The organism is Ensifer sp. BR816 (genome assembly GCF_000378985.1).
In the GTDB taxonomy this organism is placed as follows: domain Bacteria; phylum Pseudomonadota; class Alphaproteobacteria; order Rhizobiales; family Rhizobiaceae; genus Sinorhizobium.
In genome coordinates this window covers 2248294-2267951 of sequence record NZ_KB905370.1, presented here as the reverse complement: position 1 = coordinate 2267951, position 19658 = coordinate 2248294, and the positions used below count along the sequence as shown (strand labels likewise).

Here is a 19658-nt window from a genome sequence, read left to right as displayed (position 1 = left end):
ACGCAAGCGGGAAAACGGCACCGAATGTTCGCGCGCCCCGAAAGAAAAGAGGCGGCCCTTTCGAGCCGCCCCTCCATGCAGTCGTCGACGCGAAGAAGGCTTAGAACTTCGCCTTCGCCGTGACGAGGAACGTCCGGCCCCGGCCGGTGTCAACCGTGCTGCCGGCGATCGTGCTCGACGCCGGGGTGTAGGTCTTGTCGAAGACATTCGTCACGCTGCCGGTCAGTTCGAGACCGTTCTCGAACTTGTAGTTGGCGAAGAGGTCGACCAGCCCGTAACCGTCGACGAAAGCCGAAGCAGGCGGCGTCACGTTCACGTCGCCGATGAAGGCCTGCGAAACGGCATAGAAACGCGTGCCCACGGTCAGACGCTGGTCCTCCAGGAAGCGCGCCCCGACGGTGGCGCTGAAGATGTCGTCCGGCAGGTAGCTCTGCACGCCGAAGCCGTTGATCTGCGACGGAAGCTCGCTGTCGGTATGCGTGTAGGCGAGATTGCCGAAGACATAGCCGGCATCATAGGCAGCCTGCAGCTCGAAGCCCTTTACCGTGGAAGTCCCCGGGTTGTTGACGAAGAAGAATTGCGGAATAAACCCGCTCATCGCCATCGCGCCAGTGATGTAGTTGTCCACCCTGGTGTAGAAGTAATTCGCCTTCAGCCGGAAGCTGTCGCCGGCGTCAAGCACGCCGTCAAGACTAATATTGGCGCCGAACTCCCAACCTTTGGATGTCTCCGGCTTGAGGAAAGGATTCGGGAAGAACATCTGGGTGGATCCCGGGTGCGAACCGCCAACGAAGATTTCGTTGACCGTCGGCGCGCGCGAGGTCTCGGCATAGGTCACGTAAGGTTGCAGCCAATCGGTGGCATTGACGGCGAGCGTGATGTTGGGATTGAGGCGGCCGTCCGATTCGTCGACGCTATAGGCGCCCGCCGGCATGCCGAGCGGATTGCCGGCACTGACCGAGCCTGAGCCGTCGATCGTGAAGCGGTCATAGCGCAGGCCGGCGGTCAAATCGACGATTCCATAGGTGAAGGTGGTCGAATTGAAGATGCCCGTCGTCGCGTTCTTGCCGCTGCCGTTGACGCCGCCAGTCGGCTGCGCCGCGCTGTTGATGACATCGTAGTCATCCTGGAAATACTCGACGCCGTAGTTGGAGCGGACGGCCACCTCGCCGAGATCGAAAGTCGAGGTGTTCGAGATGTCGAAGCCGATGCCGGTGTCGGTGATCCGGCGCCCCGCCGCCGCGCCGGCGCCCAGAATGTTGGTATCGTACTTCATCCGCAGCCGGTTCCAGTAGGCGTTGGCGCGGAAATCGATCAGCTCATTGTCGGGTGTGTAGGCATAGTTCGCGCTGACCGTCTGGTTCCTGACGTTCTGGAAATAGGAGTTCGCGAAGAAATCATTGTCGTAGGACATCGCGCTGAACTTGAAGGAATGGTCCTTGTCCGGCGTGATTTCGGCCTTCAGGAGGCCGGAAAGCAGATCCTCTTCGGTGAAAGGAACTTCGATGCCGTCGCCGTTGTCATAATTCCCCGGATCGCTCTTGCTGATGCCGCCAAGCACCGAGACGACGTCGTTGAAGCGATAGGCGCCGAGCAACGATTCAGACCAGCCGCCACCATTCGTGCCGTAGGTGGCGACAGCCTGGCCGCCATAGTTCTTGCCGTCCTGGATCAGGTCCTCGATGTCATAGGTCTTGAAATTGACCGAGCCGGCAAGAGCGCCGCCGCCGACGCCGGTAACGGCGCCGCGAGTCAGGTCGATCTCGGAAAGGAAAGCCGGATCGACATAGGCGAAGCCCTGGGCCTCGTGGCCGGTGAAGCGGAAGTTCTGGCGCACCCCGTCGATCATCATGTTGACGCGGCCCGAGCCTTCGAAGCCGCGAATGTTGACGGCAACGCCCGGGTTCTGGGGGTTGTTCGCCGTCGAAGTGCCAGGAACGCTGCGCAGCAGATCATCGGTCTCCTGGCCGGACTGAAGTTCGATTTCGTCCGTGCCGACGACGCTCGAGGGGCCGGGTTTCGCATAGGGATCGGCATCACGCCCGCCCTTGACGACGATCGGCGAGAGATAAGTCTCGCCTTTCCTTGCGGCTTCGGCTTCTTCGGTCTCCGTCTGCTTGGAGGTCGTCGCGCTTTGCGCGAAGCTGTCGGAAGCGACGGACAACGCGAGTGTCGCCGTGCATGCGAGAAGAGCCAGGCGATGATGCCGGTTGAGCATGGACCAGTCCTTTGAAATTGTCGGCCGGGCTTGCTGTTGAGCGGCACTCAAGGGCTGGCTGGGCGGTGTCGGAATCGGCGAAAACGGTCATGTCATCGCCTTAATTGGGCCACATAAAAAACATGACAAAAAAAGTCAATATAATTTTAGGGGCACCGGCAAAACATCCTTCTTCCGGCACTACCAGGGCTTTTCTCCTCAGTTTGAGCACAATTTGAAACAGGATTGTCCCCTCGTGCGTTTGGCGAGGACAAACGGGAAGGACCTGCATGCGCGTAGCCGGAGTGATCCTGATATCCGCCTTGATGCTCTCCGGGGCGAGTCTTCCGAGGAAGGGCCCCTTGCCGATCGCAAGGCCCGCCGCTGAGGGCGAGCAGCCGACGCCAACGCCAAAACCCGCCGTGCCGCAGAGTGATCGTCAAGCGCCCGACCAGGGAAAGGCCAGCGGACAGCCCAGAGGCGGCTTGCCGCCGGGCTGGAAAGACGACGATCTCCGGTCCGTGCCCGAGGCGAAAGAGGTGATCCTGGAGATCGAGAAGGAAGACCCGAAAGCCTATGCGTCCTGCCTCGCCGCTCTGAAGGAAATCGGCAGCACGTTCAAAGAGACCGCCCGCGTCGATGACGGCAAGGGTTGCGGGATCGACAAGCCGATCGGTGTCAGTGCGGTATTGCCGGGCCTGGCGCTCAAGCCCGAGGGCGTGATGCGCTGCGAGACGGCCCTGGCGCTCGCCCGCTGGGTCAAGGAGACCGCCGCTCCGGCGGCGAAGGCCGCTTTCGGACCCGAAGCCCGCATCTCAGCCTTGAACCAGGCGTCCACCTATGTCTGCCGGCTGCGAAACAATGCGAGCACCGGCAAGATATCCGAGCACGCACGCGGCAATGCAGTGGACATTGCCTCCTTCAGCCTCGCCGATGGCAAGACCATCGAGATCCAGCCGCGCGACGAGGACGGAACGCTGGCCGGCGCCTTCCAGCGCGCCGTGACGGCCTCCGGCTGTTTGTACTTTACGACCGTGCTCGATCCGGGCAGCGATGCAGCGCATGAAACGCACCTGCATTTCGACGTCATCGAAAGGAAGAACGGCTATCGCTATTGTCGATAGGCACAAATCGAGGAGGCTTCGGCCCGGAGTCTTTTTCAGGGAGGCAAAGATATCCGCTGCCGGTTGAACCCAGAGCAGGTCGATACGATCTATCGAGCAGCACCGACGGAAGCCATAGCCTTCCGCTTCTGCTTCGGCTGCAATCACCGCCTTCAGCGAGGAACAGTTCCATGCCTCTGACAATGTACGCGCTCACCATTCCTACCTTCACCCGCGGCTTTGCCGCACTCGGAGGGCTCCTCGACAAGGCCGAGGCCTTTGCCGTGGAATCAGGCACGCCGATCGATGAATTCTTCAGGGCGCGGCTCGCGCCGGACATGCTGCCGCTCTCGGGCCAGGTCCAGCGGGCGAGCGACACCAGCAAGAATGCGATCGCCCGGCTGACGCCGGTCGAGGTGCCGCGCTTTCCCGACGACGAGCAGAGCTTCGCCGATCTGCGCGAGCGGATCGCCAAGACGGTGACGTTCTTCGAAACCGTCACCCCGGAACACCTCGAAGGCAGCGAGACGCGCGAAGTGACGCTCAACTTTCCGAATCTGAAGGTCAGCTTCAGCGGCGAGGACTATCTCCTGCGTTTCGTTCTGCCGAACTTCTATTTCCACTTGACCACCGCCTACGACATCCTGCGCCACAGGGGTGTGCCTATCGGCAAGGCGGATTTCATCGGCCGCCTCGATTGACGATCGGCGCGGCGCGGCGTCAGAACAAGCCCTCGATGTAGCCCGCTTCGTTGAGGTGGATCTTCTCCGATGACGGCACCTTCGGCAGGCCCGGCATCGTCATGATCTCGCCTGTGATGACGACGACGAAGCCGGCGCCGGCCGCAAGGCGGACCTCGCGGATCGGTACAGCATGGCCGCTCGGTGCGCCGCGAAGGTTGGGATCGGTGGAGAAGGAATATTGCGTCTTGGCCATGCAGATCGGCAGGTGCCCGTAGCCCTGGTCTTCCCAGGTCCTCAACTGGTCCCGTATCAGCTTGTCGGCAATGACTTCGCTGGCATGATAGATGTCCTTGGCGATGGTCTCGATCTTGTGGAAGAGCGGCATATCGTCCGGATAAAGCGGCGAGAACTGTGTGTGTCCCGCATTGGCAAGATCGACGACCTTGTGCGCGAGCTCCTCGATGCCGGCTGATCCCTCGGCCCAGTGCCTGCACAGGACCGCCTCGGAACCGAGCGTTCTGACATAATCCTTGATCGCCTGGACCTCGGCCTCCGTGTCGGAGGTGAAGTGGTTGATGGCGACAAGCACCGGCACGCCGAATTTCTTGACGTTCTGCACATGGCGTCCGAGGTTCGCGCACCCCCTCCTCAGCGCCTCAAGATTTTCCTTGCCGAGGTCATCCTTTTTCACGCCGCCATTCATCTTGATTGCCCTGACGGTGGCAACAATGACGGCGGCGTCCGGCTTCAGGCCGGCCTTGCGGCACTTGATGTCGAAGAATTTCTCGGCGCCGAGATCCGCTCCGAAACCTGCTTCGGTCACGACATAGTCGGCGAGCTTCAGCGCCGTCGTCGTCGCCACCACCGAATTGCAGCCATGCGCGATATTGGCGAAGGGGCCGCCATGAACAAAGGCCGGATTATTCTCGAGCGTTTGCACCAAATTCGGCTGCATCGCATCCCTGAGCAGGACCGCCATTGCCCCGTCCGCCTTGATGTCCCGCGCATAGACCGGGCTCTTGTCGCGCCTGTAGCCGATGATGATGTTGCCGAGACGCTTTTCCAGGTCCTTGATGTCGGCGGCAAGGCACAGGATCGCCATCACCTCCGAGGCGACGGTGATGTCGAAACCCGTCTCGCGGGGGTAGCCGTTGGCGACGCCGCCGAGCGAACCGATGATCTGGCGCAGGGCCCGGTCGTTCATGTCCATCACCCGCCGCCAGGCGATGCGGCGGATATCGATCGCCTGTTCGTTGCCCCAATAGATGTGGTTGTCGATCAGCGCCGCGAGCAGGTTGTGCGCCGAGGTGATGGCATGGAAATCGCCGGTGAAATGAAGGTTGATGTCCTCCATCGGCACGACCTGGGCATAGCCGCCGCCGGCCGCACCGCCCTTGATGCCGAAGCAGGGGCCGAGCGAGGCCTCGCGGATGCAGACGATCGTCTTCTTGCCGATCCGGTTGAGGCCGTCGCCGAGCCCCACCGTCGTCGTCGTCTTCCCCTCGCCGGCCGGAGTCGGGTTGATCGCCGTCACCAGGATCAGCCGGCCGCTTCTCTTTTCCTTCTGCGCCGCAATGAACTCGGCGCTAACCTTCGCCTTGTCATGGCCGTAGGGGAGCAGATGTTCCGGCGGAATGCCGAGCTTCGCGCCGATCTCCAGGATCGGCTTCTTCCGCGCTGCGCGCGCGATCTCGATATCGGACTTGACCTCCGGCATGGCTCTCCCCCTTTTAAGCGCTGCGCGTCCGCGCAAGCCGCCATCGCCACGTTTGACCGCCCGCTCATCCCGCCTCCTCTGCGGAATGCGCACGCTTCGTTGCTTTCTGCTTACGCTGCCATGCCGGCCGTCAGCGGGCAAGGATGTCGCGCATCTCAACGAGGTTCGACCGCACGCGGAGAATATAGAAGCCCATCGTCGCCAGATGCGTCGGCATGATCCAGCCGTCCTCGCGGCCGTTCGAAATGATCAGCGGCTGGATGCGCAGCGCCGAGCGAAGCTGCTTCATCGTTTCCGTGTAGATCGGCATCAGCCCGCGCTGGGCGACGACATTCTCGAAATCGGCACCGGCCGCCGAGAGAATGCCGTAGTAGCCGTAGAGCTGGCCGAAGGCGAACCAGAAGCGGTCGTCGGCGCGCGTATCGAACCAGCCGCCATTGTGGAACTCCGAGCGCTCGCGGATGATCGCCGAGGTGTTGCCGAGGTCGTTGGCGATGCGGTCGAGGAACTCGACCATGTTGTCGGAGCGGCCGTCGAAGATCGCCTCGCATTTGCCGAGCGAAACATTGAACTTCCGAAGGTCGCGCTCCGCGGCGCGGTAAAAGCTTGGCGTCGGAGTCTTCGGACCGAACGGATTGATGCCGAAATACCAGGTTTCCTCGTCGAACTGAATGTTGCCGCGGGCCGCCTGCAGGTCGTTGTTGACGCCGGAGGTGCCGCGTACGCGGCCGAGCGAGTCGACCAGTTCGACGGTGGTGCGGCGCACCGCCTGGTTGATGCCGCGCTGGAACGAGGCCTTATTGTCGAGCCAGGGCGTGTCGTCCCAGTCCATCCCGAACAGACCGAGCTTGTAGGCGAGCATCGAAGAAATCCAGGCGTTCTGGTTGACGTTGAGGTCGATGAGATCGGCCGCGACATCGACGATCGCCGAGGTCTGGCAGACCGTGCCGGCAGGCAGCTGCACCATGTCGAGCGCTTCGGTGGTCGACCCGTTCGGGGGCACCACGGCTGCGGCCTGGCTGGCAGCCGCCGCGCTGCCGGATTGTCCCGTCGTGGCGCCGGGGCCGCTGATCGGCGAACCCGCCGGCACCTTGCGCTCGGCGAGCTTGTAGCGATTGACATAGTCCGGATCGAAATTGGTCCAGGCCTGCGTCTGCCAGATGAAATAGCCGTAGAAGAAAATCAGCCCGAGCAGCACCAGGCCGATCGGCCCCTTGATGATCCAGCCCCGCGCCCGATACCAGTTGGCGAGCGCAACGAACGGCCAGAGGAGCCAGGAAACCGCCAGACCTATGCCGCGGCCGATCGCCGTGAACACGCGCTGAAAAAACACAACGATCGGATCGAGCATGTCCTATTCCTCTTTGAGACCGTAAAGCTTGTGGCGAAAGGTGGTCTTGTCTTTCAGATATGTGCCCGTCAGGGTCGCCACAACATATTCGCGGAACTTTTCGCTGTAGTGCTCGTAAGCGCCATAGAATCCCTGCTTGTCGAACACGAATCGCGAGACGAAGTCGCGCGGAACGAGCTGTGCAATCAGTTGGTTGACGAGCCATCTGTCCGGATGGTCGGGAGCGGCCCGTACCAGCAGGAATCGATTCTCTGCGGCAACGTCCTGCATCTTGATCGTGCCCGTCGCGGCGATCGACCGGGACATTTCCTGCAGGAAGGGATAGCTGCCATCGCGAGCGACGAGTGCGGCATTGCGATGGATCCAGGTCTGCAGCCAGATCCGATCGGCGTTGAGGAGATCCGCATCAGGATCCGTGTCATTGATCAACCCGCGGATGGCCATGTCGGCGCGATGCTGGAACAGCCCCGATTCCTGCACCCAGGACGCCTGCGGCAGTTGCAGCCGATTGGTCGACGCCAGGAAATCGTAGATGCGTGCATGATCGGTGATGGCGATGTAGCTCACCTGCCATGGGCGCGAACGCCGGAAGCCGGGTACGGACGGATCGCAGATCACCGTCGTCGTCTTCTCGTCGAGGAAGACATAGACGCCGCCGAAGTGATTGGCCCAGAAGGCCTCGTGGCGAAAGACCAGTTCGTCGGGGACCAGCGCATTCTGGCGGATGTCGCCGGTCAGCTTGGCAAGCTCCACCATGCGATCCAGCATCGCGTCATCGGCCCAGGCGTTCGGCACTTTTTTCAGTCGATCGACCAATTCCCGAAGTTCCGCCGCCTTGCCGAGCATGTCCTCGGCGGAAAGCACGCGGAAGCGGACCTCGTTGATCGACAGCAGATCGTCGATGTCCTCGACCACCGACACCGAGTCCTCTATCTCGCCATAGAGCGCATCCTTGATGGTGACGGCGTTGATCGCCCGACTGTTGGCGTTGAAGAACTCATGCATCAGCGCCGCGGTGTTGGAAAAGCTCGTGTGGACCACCGGCAGGTCCGCCTGGGCAGGCGTCAGGATGATGAATCGCCGATTAACCCGGTTCGGGTCGAGATAGTCGCGGTCTCCGAGTTCCTGGGCAATTTCGGGCGAAAAGCCGGTCATATCGATGCTGAACCGCGAGAGCCCCGTCGGCTTCAGCCCGAAGCCTTCGAGCGCCTTGTTGTAACGCGCGACAAGATGCGGCTCGGAAATATCGAGCAGCCGACCATAGATGAGCTCGGCTTCGAGAAGGCGCTTCATGGGGCAGTGTTCTCTTCCGTCATCCCTGCCACCTGCCCTCGCGTTTCATCGTCTCGATCTCGCCGATCGCCTTCTCGCGCTGACGCTCGCGGCGGATGATCTCGGCGACGGCCGCGTCGTCGGACTTGTCGGTGTAGCGGAATTCGCTGTCGGCGTAGCGGTTGATTTCCTGCAGCACGATCTCGATGGTGATCGGGCCGCGCAGTTCCTCGATCATCGCCTTCTTCTCGTCGTAGGACTTGCGCATGAAGGAGCCCGCATCCTTGAACCAGTCGTCCGGCAATTCGACGTCCATCGCCCGCATCTTGATCGCGTCGGTGATGTTGCGGATCGCCCGGCCGGTGAAGCGCGGTTCCGCCCCCTTGATCATGTGCAGATAGGCGCCGACATCGGCGAGGGAGGCGATCTTGCCCTTCTCCTTCTCGTAACGCTCCCAGACCGCCGCAAGCCCATCCTCCTGTGGCCGTGCATGGGCCGCATAGGATTGCGAGACGGCGCGCTTGATCTCCTGGCCGGCATAGAGATCGTGCCCCCCGAGCGGGATCTTGTGGTTCTTGCCGACGAGCAGCGCGAAGATGTCGATATAGTCGGCCTCCGTCTGCGGTCCGTCGACCAGCCAGCGTGCGCCGGCCCTCTGACGCAGGGCATCGTCGACATTCTCCGGATGGTTCGAGAACATGCCGAAGGTGCAATTGCCGCGCACCACGGTCGAAGCGCCGGCGAAGCTCTCCATCAGCACCGCCGTCACCTCGTGCTGGCCGGCGGAAGCGCGATCGTCGGACCGCTTCGCCGTCACCTGGTCGACGTCGTCGATCGTGCCGAAGCCGATCGCTCGCGGGTTCATCACGTTGTTGACGAACTCCTTGCAGTTCTGGCCCGATTTGCCCTGATAGGAGGAGATCTGGTCGACGCCGAAATTCTCGTAATGGAAGGCGTATCCGGCGACACCGCAATAATCGTGGAGCATACCGGCAAGCATCTGGATCAATATCGTCTTGCCGGTGCCCGGCATGCCGTCGCCGATGAAGGTGAAGAGGAAGCCGCCAAGCTCGACAAAGGGATTCATCTGCCGGTCGAAGTCATAGGCCATCAACATCTTGGCGAGCTTCAGCGCCTGATACTTGGCGATGTGATTGCCGATGATCTCCTCCGGCTTCTTGAAGGTCATGACCAGCGGCTTGCGCTTCTGCCCGGGGGCGACATCGAAGCCGTTCAATGTGAAGTCATCCTGGTCGAGCCGGATGTGGACATTCTCGAAGTTCTGCAGCCCGGTGAAGCGCGCCTTGCGGGCAAGCAGACCCTCGATCGCGACGCGTGAAAAGGCGCGCGCCCGCGCCGTCAGGGCCAGATCGTCCGGCGCACCGGCAAGGCTGCGATCGAGGCCGGCAACCATGCTCTTCAGCGCGTCCTGGGGCGTATCGAAGAGAAAATCCGGCTCGGCGGCATCGTCGACCGGCTCTCCCTCGCCCTGCAACGTCGCGCCGAGATAGGCGGCAAGCGTGAAGGCGGCGATATAGGCGGCGGCCGAGAGCAGCGCCTTGAAATGTCCCGCATCCTCGCCGGCGAGCGGTGCGCTCGAGTTGCGCGCCTGCAATTGCTCGAGTTGCGTCTGCCGTGCAAACACATCGGAAACGGCGAGCGCCACCTGAATGCCGCGCCGTGTTCGATAGAGGACGGCGTGCTGTGCCGGCGAAAGCAGCGGATCGGCGCCGCGCACAGACTGGATCGTACGGGCGAGTTCCACCTCTCGGGTGCGGCGCTGACCGCCGGTCGAGACGGTCGAGACGAAGCGGCGGCCCGTCCCCGCAATCGGCGTGCCCGCCGAGGGTTCGTCCCGCTCGAGGATGACGAGCTTGGTGACCAGGCTCTGGGCCACCGCCTGATGGTTGGCGATCTCATCTTCGTGCAGTGTCGTCAGGCCCGTATTCAGCGTCATCGCTTAAACCTCGCTCACCACCTGGTTGCCGGAGATCACATGCACCTTGTAGTCCCCGAAGACCTGCGCCGCCTCGCCGGCCGCGTAGAGCGCCTGATAGGCGTCGTGCGGCACCAAGGCATGTTTCTCATAGGCGCTGACGCCCATGCGCGCGGCTTCGAGATTGTCGGTGTCGATATGAAATTCCTCCTGCGCCGGCGTCGTCGACCAGAAGCCGCGCTCGGCCGGTCGCTCGGCCTGGGAGAAGACTTCCTGCACCGTCCAGGTCAAGAGCCATGCATTCTCGGTCTTCCGCACCTTCGAGAGGATGTCGTTGATCCGGGCATTGTTCTCGGTGATCCCGGCCGAATAGAACGGTCCGAGCACGATGCGTCGCAGCTGCTTCGGATGCAGTTCCGGAAAATCCTTGTCGAGATTGGTGGCGATCGTCACCGGCGTCAGCGAATAGGCGCTGTTCTTCGAGGCGAAATCGTCGAAGCGGCTCGCAAGCTCCGGATTGAGCAGCCCGCCGACCGGCAGCGGGATGTCGACCTGCGGATTGAGCTTGCCGTCTTCGGTAACCAGCATCTCGACGATGTTTTCCGAAGAGTCCTCGATCGTCGCCATGTAGATCATCGGCAGCGTTTGCGTGCCGTCAAAGGCACCCCAGGCGACGACGTAATAGGGCCGCATCGTCTTCGGATTGACGGCGACCCGGATCGTCTCCGGCAGGATGAAGGGCGAGAAGATATCTCCCTTGCCGATCTGCTCGAGATAGAGCCGCTCGGCCATGCGGGCCTGCAGCGCCTCCGGAAAGGCCTTCTGCCGGAGTATGAAATCCACCATCTCCTCTCGCAGCGCATCCGCGGAGGGGATGCTCGCCAGTCGCTTCTCCGCGCTTTGCCGGTCATTTTCAAGTTCCAGCACGTTCTGGAAGACGGGAAAGCCGCTCTCCGCGCGCGAGATTCGAAAATGCTCGACGAAGCCGATGCGGTTTTCCCAGCAGGCAACCGAAGCCTTCAGCCGCATGAGATAGGGAACGATAACTTCGCCGACGACCGTGTTGCGATAGAGCGGCGAATTTCGGTCGCCGAGAAACAGCTCCAGGCCGGCCAATGCGGCCCTGATCGAGGTGAAATATTGCCTGACGGCAGGCGATACGGCGGTATTCATGTAAACCCCTCCGGCAACGGCCGAAAGGCGGTCGGAAAGCTGGTCATTGCAGCCTTGCCGATCACTGCTTCACGTAGTTTGCGGCATTGTGCTTGTCCATCACCGACTGGAAGCGGCGGGCAAAGGCGTCGTCGGCGAGCTTCTTGCGCCGCTGGATATCCTGCGTCGCAAGCATGTTCTTTTCATGCATTTCGAGCAAATCGCCGATGTGGCGTTGGGCGGCAGCGCCGATCCCGGCCATGGTCTCTTCCGCCGCGGTGTCGACCTGGCTGCCGAGCGTGTTGATCTTGTGCGCCACATCCTGCTGCGCCGCTGTCTTCAGCGAATCCTCCAGCGATTTGTAGAGCACGATGCGCTGCTCCGTATCGATCGTCAGCTTGTTGATCAGCGTGTTCTGCGCGGCGATCTGGTTGTTGAGCGAATCGACGAAGGTCTGGAACATCGCGGTATAGCGCTCGAGCGTCTGGCTCTCGGCGAGCAGTTCCTGTTCCTTGGCCTGCTTCTCGTTGTATTCCGTCGCCAGCCGCGAGCGCTCGGCCTCGAGGTCGGTGCGGGTCGTCTGGTCGGTGGAAGCCGCGATCCGGTTCTCGATGTCGAGCAGCAGCGGATTGAGTTCCTCGATGCGCTTCTGGGTCTCCACGAGCGCCGCCATCGTGCCCTTGCGGCGCTCGATCACCTGGATGAGGCTCTGCTCGGAGGTCTTGTAGCGCTGATCCAGGATCGCCTTCTGCTCCTTGAGGATGCCGACGATGGTGTCGGACTTGACGAGCAGCTCCTGGAGGTTGCCGGCGAGCGACATGTTGCGCACCCGGTCGGTGCGCATCCGCTGCATCGACTGCTTGGAGAACATGCCGATGAACTTCTCGTACCCCGTATAGTTCTTCATGCTCTCGAACTCGGCACCGAAGACGTTCGTTGCATCTTCGAGGCCGATGATCAGATCGGCGATATTGGCTTCCATCGCCTTCTGCTGCTTGAGGACGTCCTGAATGCGGGCGTTCTCGATGTCGAAATTGACATCGCCGAGCTTGGTGTCCGCCTTGGCGAATTGCTCCAGCACGACGCCCGACTGTTCGAGCTTGCCGCGCATCTCGTCGACGACGCTCCGCGTCTTGGCGATCTCGGCGTCAAAATTCTGAAGAGTGGCCATTTCCTATCCCCTTCGTCCGTCCGGGCAGCTGTGCCCGCGGACCAAACTGCTCAGCCCTTGATTGCAGTTATATAAAGGGTGTTTAGCAGGTCAGGACAAGAGACGCCGGCGGGCTTTTTTTCGCAGTAAGGCGAGGCTGGGCGGCGCCTTCATTGGTGTCGCCATCCGCCTAGGCTGGGCATCGCGACAAGGGCGAGGCAGATGGCGAGGACGATGCACCGCATCCTTGGACCTCCCGTTGAAGACCGGCACGCCGTCCTCAGACGTCGAGCATCTCGTCTTCCCAATGGCGACGGCAGTAGGAGACGTATTTCTCATTGCCGCCGACATCGACCTGTGCCCCCTCGCGCATGACCTTGCCGTCGCCGTCGAGGCGCACGACCATCGTGGCCTTGCGCCCGCAATGGCAAATCGTCCTGACCTCGCGCAGTTCATCGGCGATCGCCAGCAGGACCATGGAGCCGGGAAAGAGCTTGCCCTGGAAGTCGGTTCTCAGGCCATAGGCCATGACCGGAATGCCGAGGCGGTCGGCAACGCGCGCCAGTTGCCAGACCTGGTCGTCCCCGAGGAACTGCGCCTCGTCCACAAAAACGCAGGCGATCTCGCCGGAACCGTCGCCGTTCAGCCGCTCGACGAGGCCGTAAAGATCGTCGTCTCCACGGAACGGGATCCCCTCCGATTGGAGCCCGATGCGCGACGCGATGCGTCCCGCCCCGGCTCGATCGTCAAACGCGGCGATCAGCATCACGACGCGCATGCCGCGCTCCTGATAGTTGTAGGCGGCCTGCAGCAGCAGCGTGCTCTTGCCCGCATTCATCGTCGCGTAGCTGAAATAGAGTTTGGCCATGATCACGGTTTCCAGACGTCGATCTCCGCTAAATGACCGTGCAAAAGGCTCATGACCAGAGCGCGGCGGCGCGACCCACAGATTTTCGCCCTAGCGGAATTTGGTCTGGCCCGCGTCGCATGTCAGCCTATCGATGTTTGTGAAGCGTCATTTCGCAGGCATTGCGACATTCAGCGTCGTTTTGTGCACCCCCTTAATGGAATGAGACAATACACTTCGTTCGACGCCAAGGCCTTGAATTTGGGGCGCATTGGTGTTTGGCTAAAAAAAGAACACAGGCAGGGGAACGACAATGATGATAAGGACATTCTCACTCAAATTCATGCTCGCGGGTGCCATCTGTGCGGCAGCTCTGACCGCCGGAAACGCGGCTGCGGCCGAGGCGGAAAGCTGCGGTACCGTCCGCTTCTCCGACGTCGGCTGGACGGACATCACTGCCACGACGGCGACGGCGACCACGATTCTCAAGGCGCTCGGCTATGAGACGGACGTCAAGGTGCTTTCGGTCCCCGTTACCTACACGTCTCTGAAGAACAAGGATATCGACGTCTTCCTCGGCAACTGGATGCCGACGATGGAAGCCGACATCAAACCCTATCGCGACGACAAATCGGTCGAAACCGTGCGCCAGAACCTCGAAGGCGCCAAGTACACGCTGGCGACCAACGCCAAGGGTGCCGAGCTCGGTATCAAGGACTTCAAGGACATCGCCGCCCAGAAGGATGCGCTCGAGGGCAAGATTTACGGCATCGAGCCCGGCAACGACGGCAACCGCCTGATCATCGACATGGTCGACAAGGGTACGTTCGATCTCAAGGGCTTCGAGGTCGTCGAATCCTCCGAGCAGGGCATGCTCGCGCAGGTGGCGCGCGCCGAGAAGGATGGCAAGCCGATCGTCTTCCTCGGCTGGGAGCCGCATCCGATGAACGCCAACTTCAAGCTGACCTACCTTTCCGGCGGCGATGACGTCTTCGGCCCCAACTTCGGTGGCGCCACGGTGCACACCAACGTGCGTGCTGGCTACACGACCGAATGCCCGAATGTTGGCGCCCTGCTCAAGAACATGAATTTCTCGCTCCAAATGGAAAACGAGATCATGGGCAAGATCCTGAATGACGGCGAAGACCCGGAGAAGGCCGCTGCCGCCTGGCTCAAGGACAACCCCTCTGCCATCGAGCCCTGGCTTGCCGGCGTAACCACCAAGGATGGTGGCGAGGGTCTCGCTGCCGTGAAGTCCGAACTCGGTCTTTGATTGCCGTAGCGCCGCGCGTCCAATCGGGCGCAAAAGGTCGCTGCAGCACTTCGAATTGCTGCATGCCTCTGTCCTCAAATCGGCTCTGAATTGAAGGAAACATGCAGTCGGGCGGGGAAACTCCCCGCCTTTTTCCACCGCTCCATGCGATCGAGTGTTTGACCCTGACAAGAGGGATCCAGTTCGTGGAATTTCTGACTGAAAACCGCATCCCGATCGGCGGCTGGGCCAAGGCCTTCGTCGACTGGCTGACGACGAATTTCGAGCTGTTCTTCGACCAGCTTGCAAATCTGCTCTCGGGGATCATCTCCGTCCTGCTCTACATCCTCCAGACGCCGCACCCGCTCGTCGTCATCGCAATCGTGACCGCCCTTGCTTGGTGGTTCCGCCGTTCCATCGGCATCGCCGCCTTCACCTGTCTCGGGCTGCTCCTGATCGTCAATCAGGGCTACTGGCAGGAAACGACGGAGACGCTTGCGCTGGTGCTCGCCGCAAGCTTCGTCAGCATGGCGGTCGGCGTGCCGCTGGGCATCGTGGCTGCGCGGCGTGCCTGGGTCTACTCGATCATGCGGCCGATCCTCGACCTGATGCAGACGATCCCGACCTTCGTCTACCTCATTCCGGCGCTGATCCTCTTCGGCCTCGGCATGGTGCCGGGGTTGATCGCCACGGTCATTTTCGCCATTCCCGCGCCAATCCGCCTGACGCGTCTCGGCATCATTTCGACGCCGCCGTCGCTGGTCGAGGCGGCGGAGTCCTTCGGTGCCACGCCGTGGCAGGTGCTGCGCAAGGTCGAGATCCCCTTCGCGATGCCACAGATCATGGCCGGACTGACGCAGACGATCATGCTGTCGCTGTCGATGGTGGTGATTGCTGCGCTCGTCGGTGCCGATGGCCTTGGCGTGCCGGTCCTGCGGGCGCTGAACACGGTCAACATCGCCAGAGGGTTTGAATCCGGCCTCTGCATCGTCATCCTGGCGATCGTCCTCGACCGTCTTTTCCGCGCGTCGGATGAAGGAGAAGGCGCATGACCGAAGCCGTCGTTTTCAAGAATGTCGACATCATCTTCGGCAAGAACCCCCAGCCTGCCCTGCAGATGGTCGATCAGGGCAAGACCCGCGACGAGATCGGCGCTGCCACCGGCCACGTGCTCGGCGTCGCCGGCGCCTCGCTGGCGATCCACGAAGGCGAGATCCTCGTGCTGATGGGCTTGTCCGGCTCCGGCAAGTCGACGCTGCTGAGAGCTGTCAACGGCCTGGCCCCGGTCGTGCGCGGCGAGGTCGAGGTCAAGACTTCGAGCGCACCGCTGAACCCCTATCGTTGCAACGCCAAGGCCTTGCGCGACTTCCGCATGCACACCGTATCCATGGTGTTTCAGCAGTTCGCCCTCCTGCCCTGGCGCACCGTGGCCGACAATGTCGGTTTCGGCCTCGAACTGGCCGGCGTCGCCGACGCCGAGCGAAAGAAGCGCGTCGGCGAACAGCTCGAGCTCGTCAATCTGACCAAGTGGGCAGACCGCAAGGTCAACGAGCTTTCGGGCGGCATGCAGCAGCGCGTCGGTCTTGCCCGAGCGTTCGCCACCGGCGCCCCCATCCTGCTGATGGACGAGCCTTTCTCGGCCCTCGACCCGCTGATCCGCACGCGCCTGCAGGACGAGCTGCTCGAGTTCCAGCGGCGGCTGAAGAAGACGATCATCTTCGTCAGCCACGACCTCGACGAGGCCTTCCGCATCGGCAACCGCATCGCCATCATGGAAGGCGGGCGGATCATCCAGTGCGGTACGCCGCAGGAGATCGTCAAGAACCCCGCCAACCAATATGTGGCCGATTTCGTCCAGCACATGAACCCGATCACCATGCTGACGGCGAAGGACGTGATGCAGTCCGGTGTCGGGCGGACCGCGGCCACGACCGGCGTGACGGCAACCGCCAAGCCGACGACGCCGCTCGTCGACATCCTCGATGCCATGTCCCGCCAGCCGGGGAGCATCGGCGTCGTCGACAACGGTGCGGTGGTCGGGACGATCGACGCGCAAAACATCGTCGAAGGCCTGACGCGCCACCGCAGCAAAGATTGACGCCACGAGCCGTGGGGTTCAAAAGAAGCCTGGAGCGGCCGCTCCGGGCTTTTTTGTGTGAACTGACCGCGAGGAAGCGCATCATGAGCGACAAACCGAACGTCTTGCGTGAGACAGACGACGAAGCGCGCAGGCTTGCCCGTGTGTTGCTCCGGTCCGCGCGCAGCGGCGCGCTCGCAGTGCTCGAACCCGACGGCAACGGCTTTCCCTTCGTCAGCCGTGCCTTGATCGGCATCGACATCGACGGTGCGCCGGTCATTCTCGTCTCACGGCTTTCGACCCATACCCAAGCGCTCCTTGCCGATCGGCGCGCATCGCTGCTGACGGGCGAGCCGGGCAAGGGCGATCCCCTCGCCCATCCGCGCCTCACCGTTCAATGCGAGGCCGAGGAGGTTCTACGCGACAGCGCCGCGCATGGGCGCATCCGCGAACGTTTCCTTCGCCGCCATCCCAAGGCCCGGCTCTATGTCGATTTTCCGGATTTCGGCTTTTTCCGCCTCATGCCGCTGCGTGCCAGTCTCAATGGCGGCTTCGGCCGTGCCTATGTGCTGACCGCCGAGGATCTCGTCATTGCGTCGCCGGTCGTGTCCGCGCTCGCCGAGATGGAGAAGGGCGCGATCGAGCACATGAACGCCGATCATGCCGATGCCGTGAAACACTATGCGACCGTCCACTGCCGTGCGGGCGATGGCGACTGGAAGATCGTCGGAATCGATGCGGCCGGTCTCGACCTTGCCGACGGCGAGCGACTGCAACGTCTCGAATTCGAAGCGTTTATCGAGGACACGGCCCAGTTGCGGCCGATTTTGAAAAAACTTCACAGTTAATCGACACTTAGCTACCCCCAATTCTTGCAGTGGGTGGTTGCCCTTTTATGCATCACGTCTAATTATCGTGCTTCGTAAAACATAAATACGTGTGAAGTAATTCTCGCATGGAGCACGCAATGCAGCCTCTTTCGCCTGAAAAACACGAGGAAGCGGAGATCGCAGCCGGTTTCCTCTCGGCCATGGCAAATCCAAAACGCCTGCTCATTCTCGACTCTCTGGTCAAGGAAGAAATGGCGGTGGGCGCATTGGCCAACAAGGTCGGGTTGAGCCAGTCCGCTCTTTCCCAGCACCTGTCGAAGTTGCGTGCCCAGAATCTGGTTAGCACCCGCCGTGACGCGCAGACGATCTACTATTCCAGTTCGTCCGATGCCGTCATGAAGATTTTGGGCGCATTGGCCGAAATTTACAGCCCGGCCACGAGCGTGGTGGTGGAAAAGCCCCTCGTCCGCAAGTCGGCCTGACTCCCAAGACGCCGACAAGCTGCGAAATCCGAAAGCCCCGTCGAGCAATCGCGGGGCTTGTTCATTGCGCGAGCGAAATTTCGCTGACCGTCGGCAGGCTTGACGCTCGCAGGGGCGCTGTTAATTTGACCAACGGGTAAAAAAATCCGGATCCGATCGGCGGCTCACGCTGCCGGCAACAGGATCCGCCGAGGAGAACTGGACATGTCGGACCGTCTTAACACCACCCCGAACGATCTCCGCGCCTTCTGGATGCCGTTCACCGCCAATCGGCAGTTCAAGAAGGAGCCGCGGCTGTTCGTCGGCGCCAAGGACATGTACTACACGACCCATGACGGGCGGACCGTGCTCGATGGAACGGCAGGGCTCTGGTGCGTCAATGCCGGCCACTGTCGGCCGAAGATCACCGAGGCGATCCGCGAACAGGCGGGCGAGCTCGATTATGCGCCGGCCTTTCAGCTCGGCCATCCGAAGGCCTTCGAACTCGCCAACCGGCTCGTCGACATCGCACCCGAAGGGCTGAACCATGTCCTCTACACCAATTCCGGCTCGGAATCGGTCGACACCGCGCTGAAAGTGGCGCTCGCCTATCACCGCGCCAAAGGCAACGGCTCGCGCTTCCGCCTCATCGGCCGCGAACGCGGCTATCATGGCGTCAATTTCGGCGGCATTTCGGTCGGCGGCATCGTCGCCAACCGCAAGATGTTCGGCACGCTTCTGACCGGCGTCGACCACCTGCCGCATACCCACCTGCCGGGGAAGAACGCCTTTACCCGCGGCGAGCCCGAGCACGGCGCCGACCTCGCGAGCGAATTGGAGCGGATCGTCACCCTCCACGACGCCTCGACCGTCGCCGCGGTCATCGTCGAGCCGGTCGCCGGCTCCACGGGCGTGCTCATCCCGCCGAAGGGCTATCTCCAGAAGCTGCGCGAGATCTGCACCAAGCACGGCATCCTGTTGATCTTCGACGAGGTCATCACCGGTTATGGACGTCTCGGCACGCCCTTTGCCGCGCAATATTTCGACGTCAAACCGGACATCATCACCACCGCCAAGGGCCTGACCAACGGCGTGATCCCGATGGGCGCGGTGTTCGTCACGTCGGAAATCCACGACGCCTTCATGACCGGGCCCGAGCATCTCATCGAGTTCTTCCACGGCTACACCTATTCGGGCAATCCCATCGCGTCCGCCGCAGCACTCGGAACGCTCGACACCTACAAGGAAGAAGGGCTGTTGACGCGCGCCGCCGAGCTCGCCCCCTATTGGGAGGAGGCGCTGCATTCGCTGAAGGACTGCCCGCATGTGATCGACATCCGCAACATCGGCCTGATCGGCGCGATCGAGCTCGAACCGATCGCCGGCGAACCGACGAAGCGCGCCTTCTCCGCCTTCCTGAAGGCCTACGAGAAGGGGCTGTTGATCCGCACCACCGGCGATATCATCGCGCTGTCACCGCCGCTGATCATCGAGAAGCACCAGATCGACGAACTTTTCGACAAGCTGCGCGACGTCCTGACGAACAATATCTGATAATTCAGCCTCGCGATTTCTCGAACCCTTTCCCCGCGCACGGGGAGAGGGTTATTCTCAAAATAAACAGAAGGGG

At 61.9% G+C, this 19658-nt stretch carries 16 protein-coding genes; 8 read left to right on the top strand and 8 right to left on the bottom strand.

Annotated elements, in window-relative coordinates:
- Positions 1-100: 100 nt before the first annotated feature.
- Positions 101-2218 carry a TonB-dependent receptor domain-containing protein gene (locus RHIBR816_RS0110905; protein ID WP_018236575.1) on the bottom strand — a complete coding sequence of 706 codons (2118 nt, stop codon included), beginning with the start codon at positions 2216-2218 and terminating at the stop codon, positions 101-103.
- A gap of 269 nt (positions 2219-2487) precedes the next feature.
- Here RHIBR816_RS0110905 and RHIBR816_RS0110900 point away from each other — a divergent pair, with 269 nt between their 5' ends.
- Both RHIBR816_RS0110900 and RHIBR816_RS0110895 read left to right on the top strand, forming a co-directional pair.
- Positions 2488-3321 carry an extensin family protein gene (locus RHIBR816_RS0110900; protein ID WP_018236574.1) on the top strand — a complete coding sequence of 278 codons (834 nt, stop codon included), beginning with the start codon at positions 2488-2490 and terminating at the stop codon, positions 3319-3321.
- Between the two features lie 170 nt (positions 3322-3491).
- On the top strand, positions 3492-4001 hold the full coding sequence (locus tag RHIBR816_RS0110895; protein WP_026186860.1) for a DUF1993 family protein: 510 nt from the start codon (positions 3492-3494) through the stop codon (positions 3999-4001).
- Positions 4002-4020: 19 nt separating this feature from the next.
- Here RHIBR816_RS0110895 and RHIBR816_RS0110890 read toward each other — a convergent pair whose 3' ends face one another.
- The 7 genes from RHIBR816_RS0110890 to RHIBR816_RS0110860 all read right to left on the bottom strand — a co-directional run bounded on the left by RHIBR816_RS0110890 (position 4021) and on the right by RHIBR816_RS0110860 (position 13429).
- Positions 4021-5700 carry a formate--tetrahydrofolate ligase gene (locus tag RHIBR816_RS0110890; RefSeq protein ID WP_018236572.1) on the bottom strand — a complete coding sequence of 560 codons (1680 nt, stop codon included), beginning with the start codon at positions 5698-5700 and terminating at the stop codon, positions 4021-4023.
- 130 nt (positions 5701-5830) lie between these two features.
- Positions 5831-7051 carry a DUF2333 family protein gene (locus RHIBR816_RS0110885; protein ID WP_018236571.1) on the bottom strand — a complete coding sequence of 407 codons (1221 nt, stop codon included), beginning with the start codon at positions 7049-7051 and terminating at the stop codon, positions 5831-5833.
- Between the two features lie 3 nt (positions 7052-7054).
- The gene (locus tag RHIBR816_RS0110880) at positions 7055-8344 is read right to left on the bottom strand and encodes a DUF6638 family protein (protein WP_018236570.1); all 1290 of its coding nucleotides are present in this window, start codon (positions 8342-8344) and stop codon (positions 7055-7057) included.
- A 19-nt stretch (positions 8345-8363) separates the two neighbouring features.
- Entirely contained in the window at positions 8364-10280 is a 1917-nt protein-coding gene (locus RHIBR816_RS0110875) for an AAA family ATPase (RefSeq protein WP_018236569.1), read from the bottom strand.
- 3 nt (positions 10281-10283) lie between these two features.
- Positions 10284-11432, bottom strand: a complete 1149-nt coding sequence (locus RHIBR816_RS0110870; protein WP_018236568.1) for a hypothetical protein — start codon at positions 11430-11432, stop codon at positions 10284-10286.
- 61 nt (positions 11433-11493) lie between these two features.
- Positions 11494-12582 carry a hypothetical protein gene (locus RHIBR816_RS0110865; protein WP_018236567.1) on the bottom strand — a complete coding sequence of 363 codons (1089 nt, stop codon included), beginning with the start codon at positions 12580-12582 and terminating at the stop codon, positions 11494-11496.
- 259 nt (positions 12583-12841) lie between these two features.
- The gene (locus RHIBR816_RS0110860; RefSeq protein ID WP_018236566.1) at positions 12842-13429 is read right to left on the bottom strand and encodes a thymidine kinase; all 588 of its coding nucleotides are present in this window, start codon (positions 13427-13429) and stop codon (positions 12842-12844) included.
- Between the two features lie 295 nt (positions 13430-13724).
- Between RHIBR816_RS0110860 and RHIBR816_RS0110855 the strand changes: the two genes are divergently transcribed.
- The 6 genes from RHIBR816_RS0110855 (at position 13725) to RHIBR816_RS0110830 (ending at position 19582) form a co-directional block, all read left to right on the top strand.
- On the top strand, positions 13725-14681 hold the full coding sequence (locus RHIBR816_RS0110855; protein WP_026186859.1) for a choline ABC transporter substrate-binding protein: 957 nt from the start codon (positions 13725-13727) through the stop codon (positions 14679-14681).
- A 185-nt stretch (positions 14682-14866) separates the two neighbouring features.
- A complete protein-coding gene (gene choW / locus RHIBR816_RS0110850; RefSeq protein ID WP_026186858.1) occupies positions 14867-15712 on the top strand; it encodes a choline ABC transporter permease subunit in 846 nt (281 codons plus the stop codon).
- A complete protein-coding gene (gene choV, locus RHIBR816_RS0110845) occupies positions 15709-16758 on the top strand; it encodes a choline ABC transporter ATP-binding protein (protein ID WP_018236563.1) in 1050 nt (349 codons plus the stop codon). Before choW ends, choV begins: the two co-directional genes overlap by 4 nt.
- 83 nt (positions 16759-16841) lie before the next feature.
- Positions 16842-17585: a HugZ family protein gene (locus RHIBR816_RS0110840; RefSeq protein WP_018236562.1), complete on the top strand. Its 744-nt coding sequence runs from the start codon at positions 16842-16844 to the stop codon at positions 17583-17585.
- A 119-nt stretch (positions 17586-17704) separates the two neighbouring features.
- A complete protein-coding gene (locus tag RHIBR816_RS0110835; protein ID WP_018236561.1) occupies positions 17705-18049 on the top strand; it encodes a helix-turn-helix transcriptional regulator in 345 nt (114 codons plus the stop codon).
- Between the two features lie 204 nt (positions 18050-18253).
- Entirely contained in the window at positions 18254-19582 is a 1329-nt protein-coding gene (locus RHIBR816_RS0110830; RefSeq protein ID WP_018236560.1) for an aspartate aminotransferase family protein, read from the top strand.
- The last annotated feature ends 76 nt before the right edge of the window (positions 19583-19658 follow it).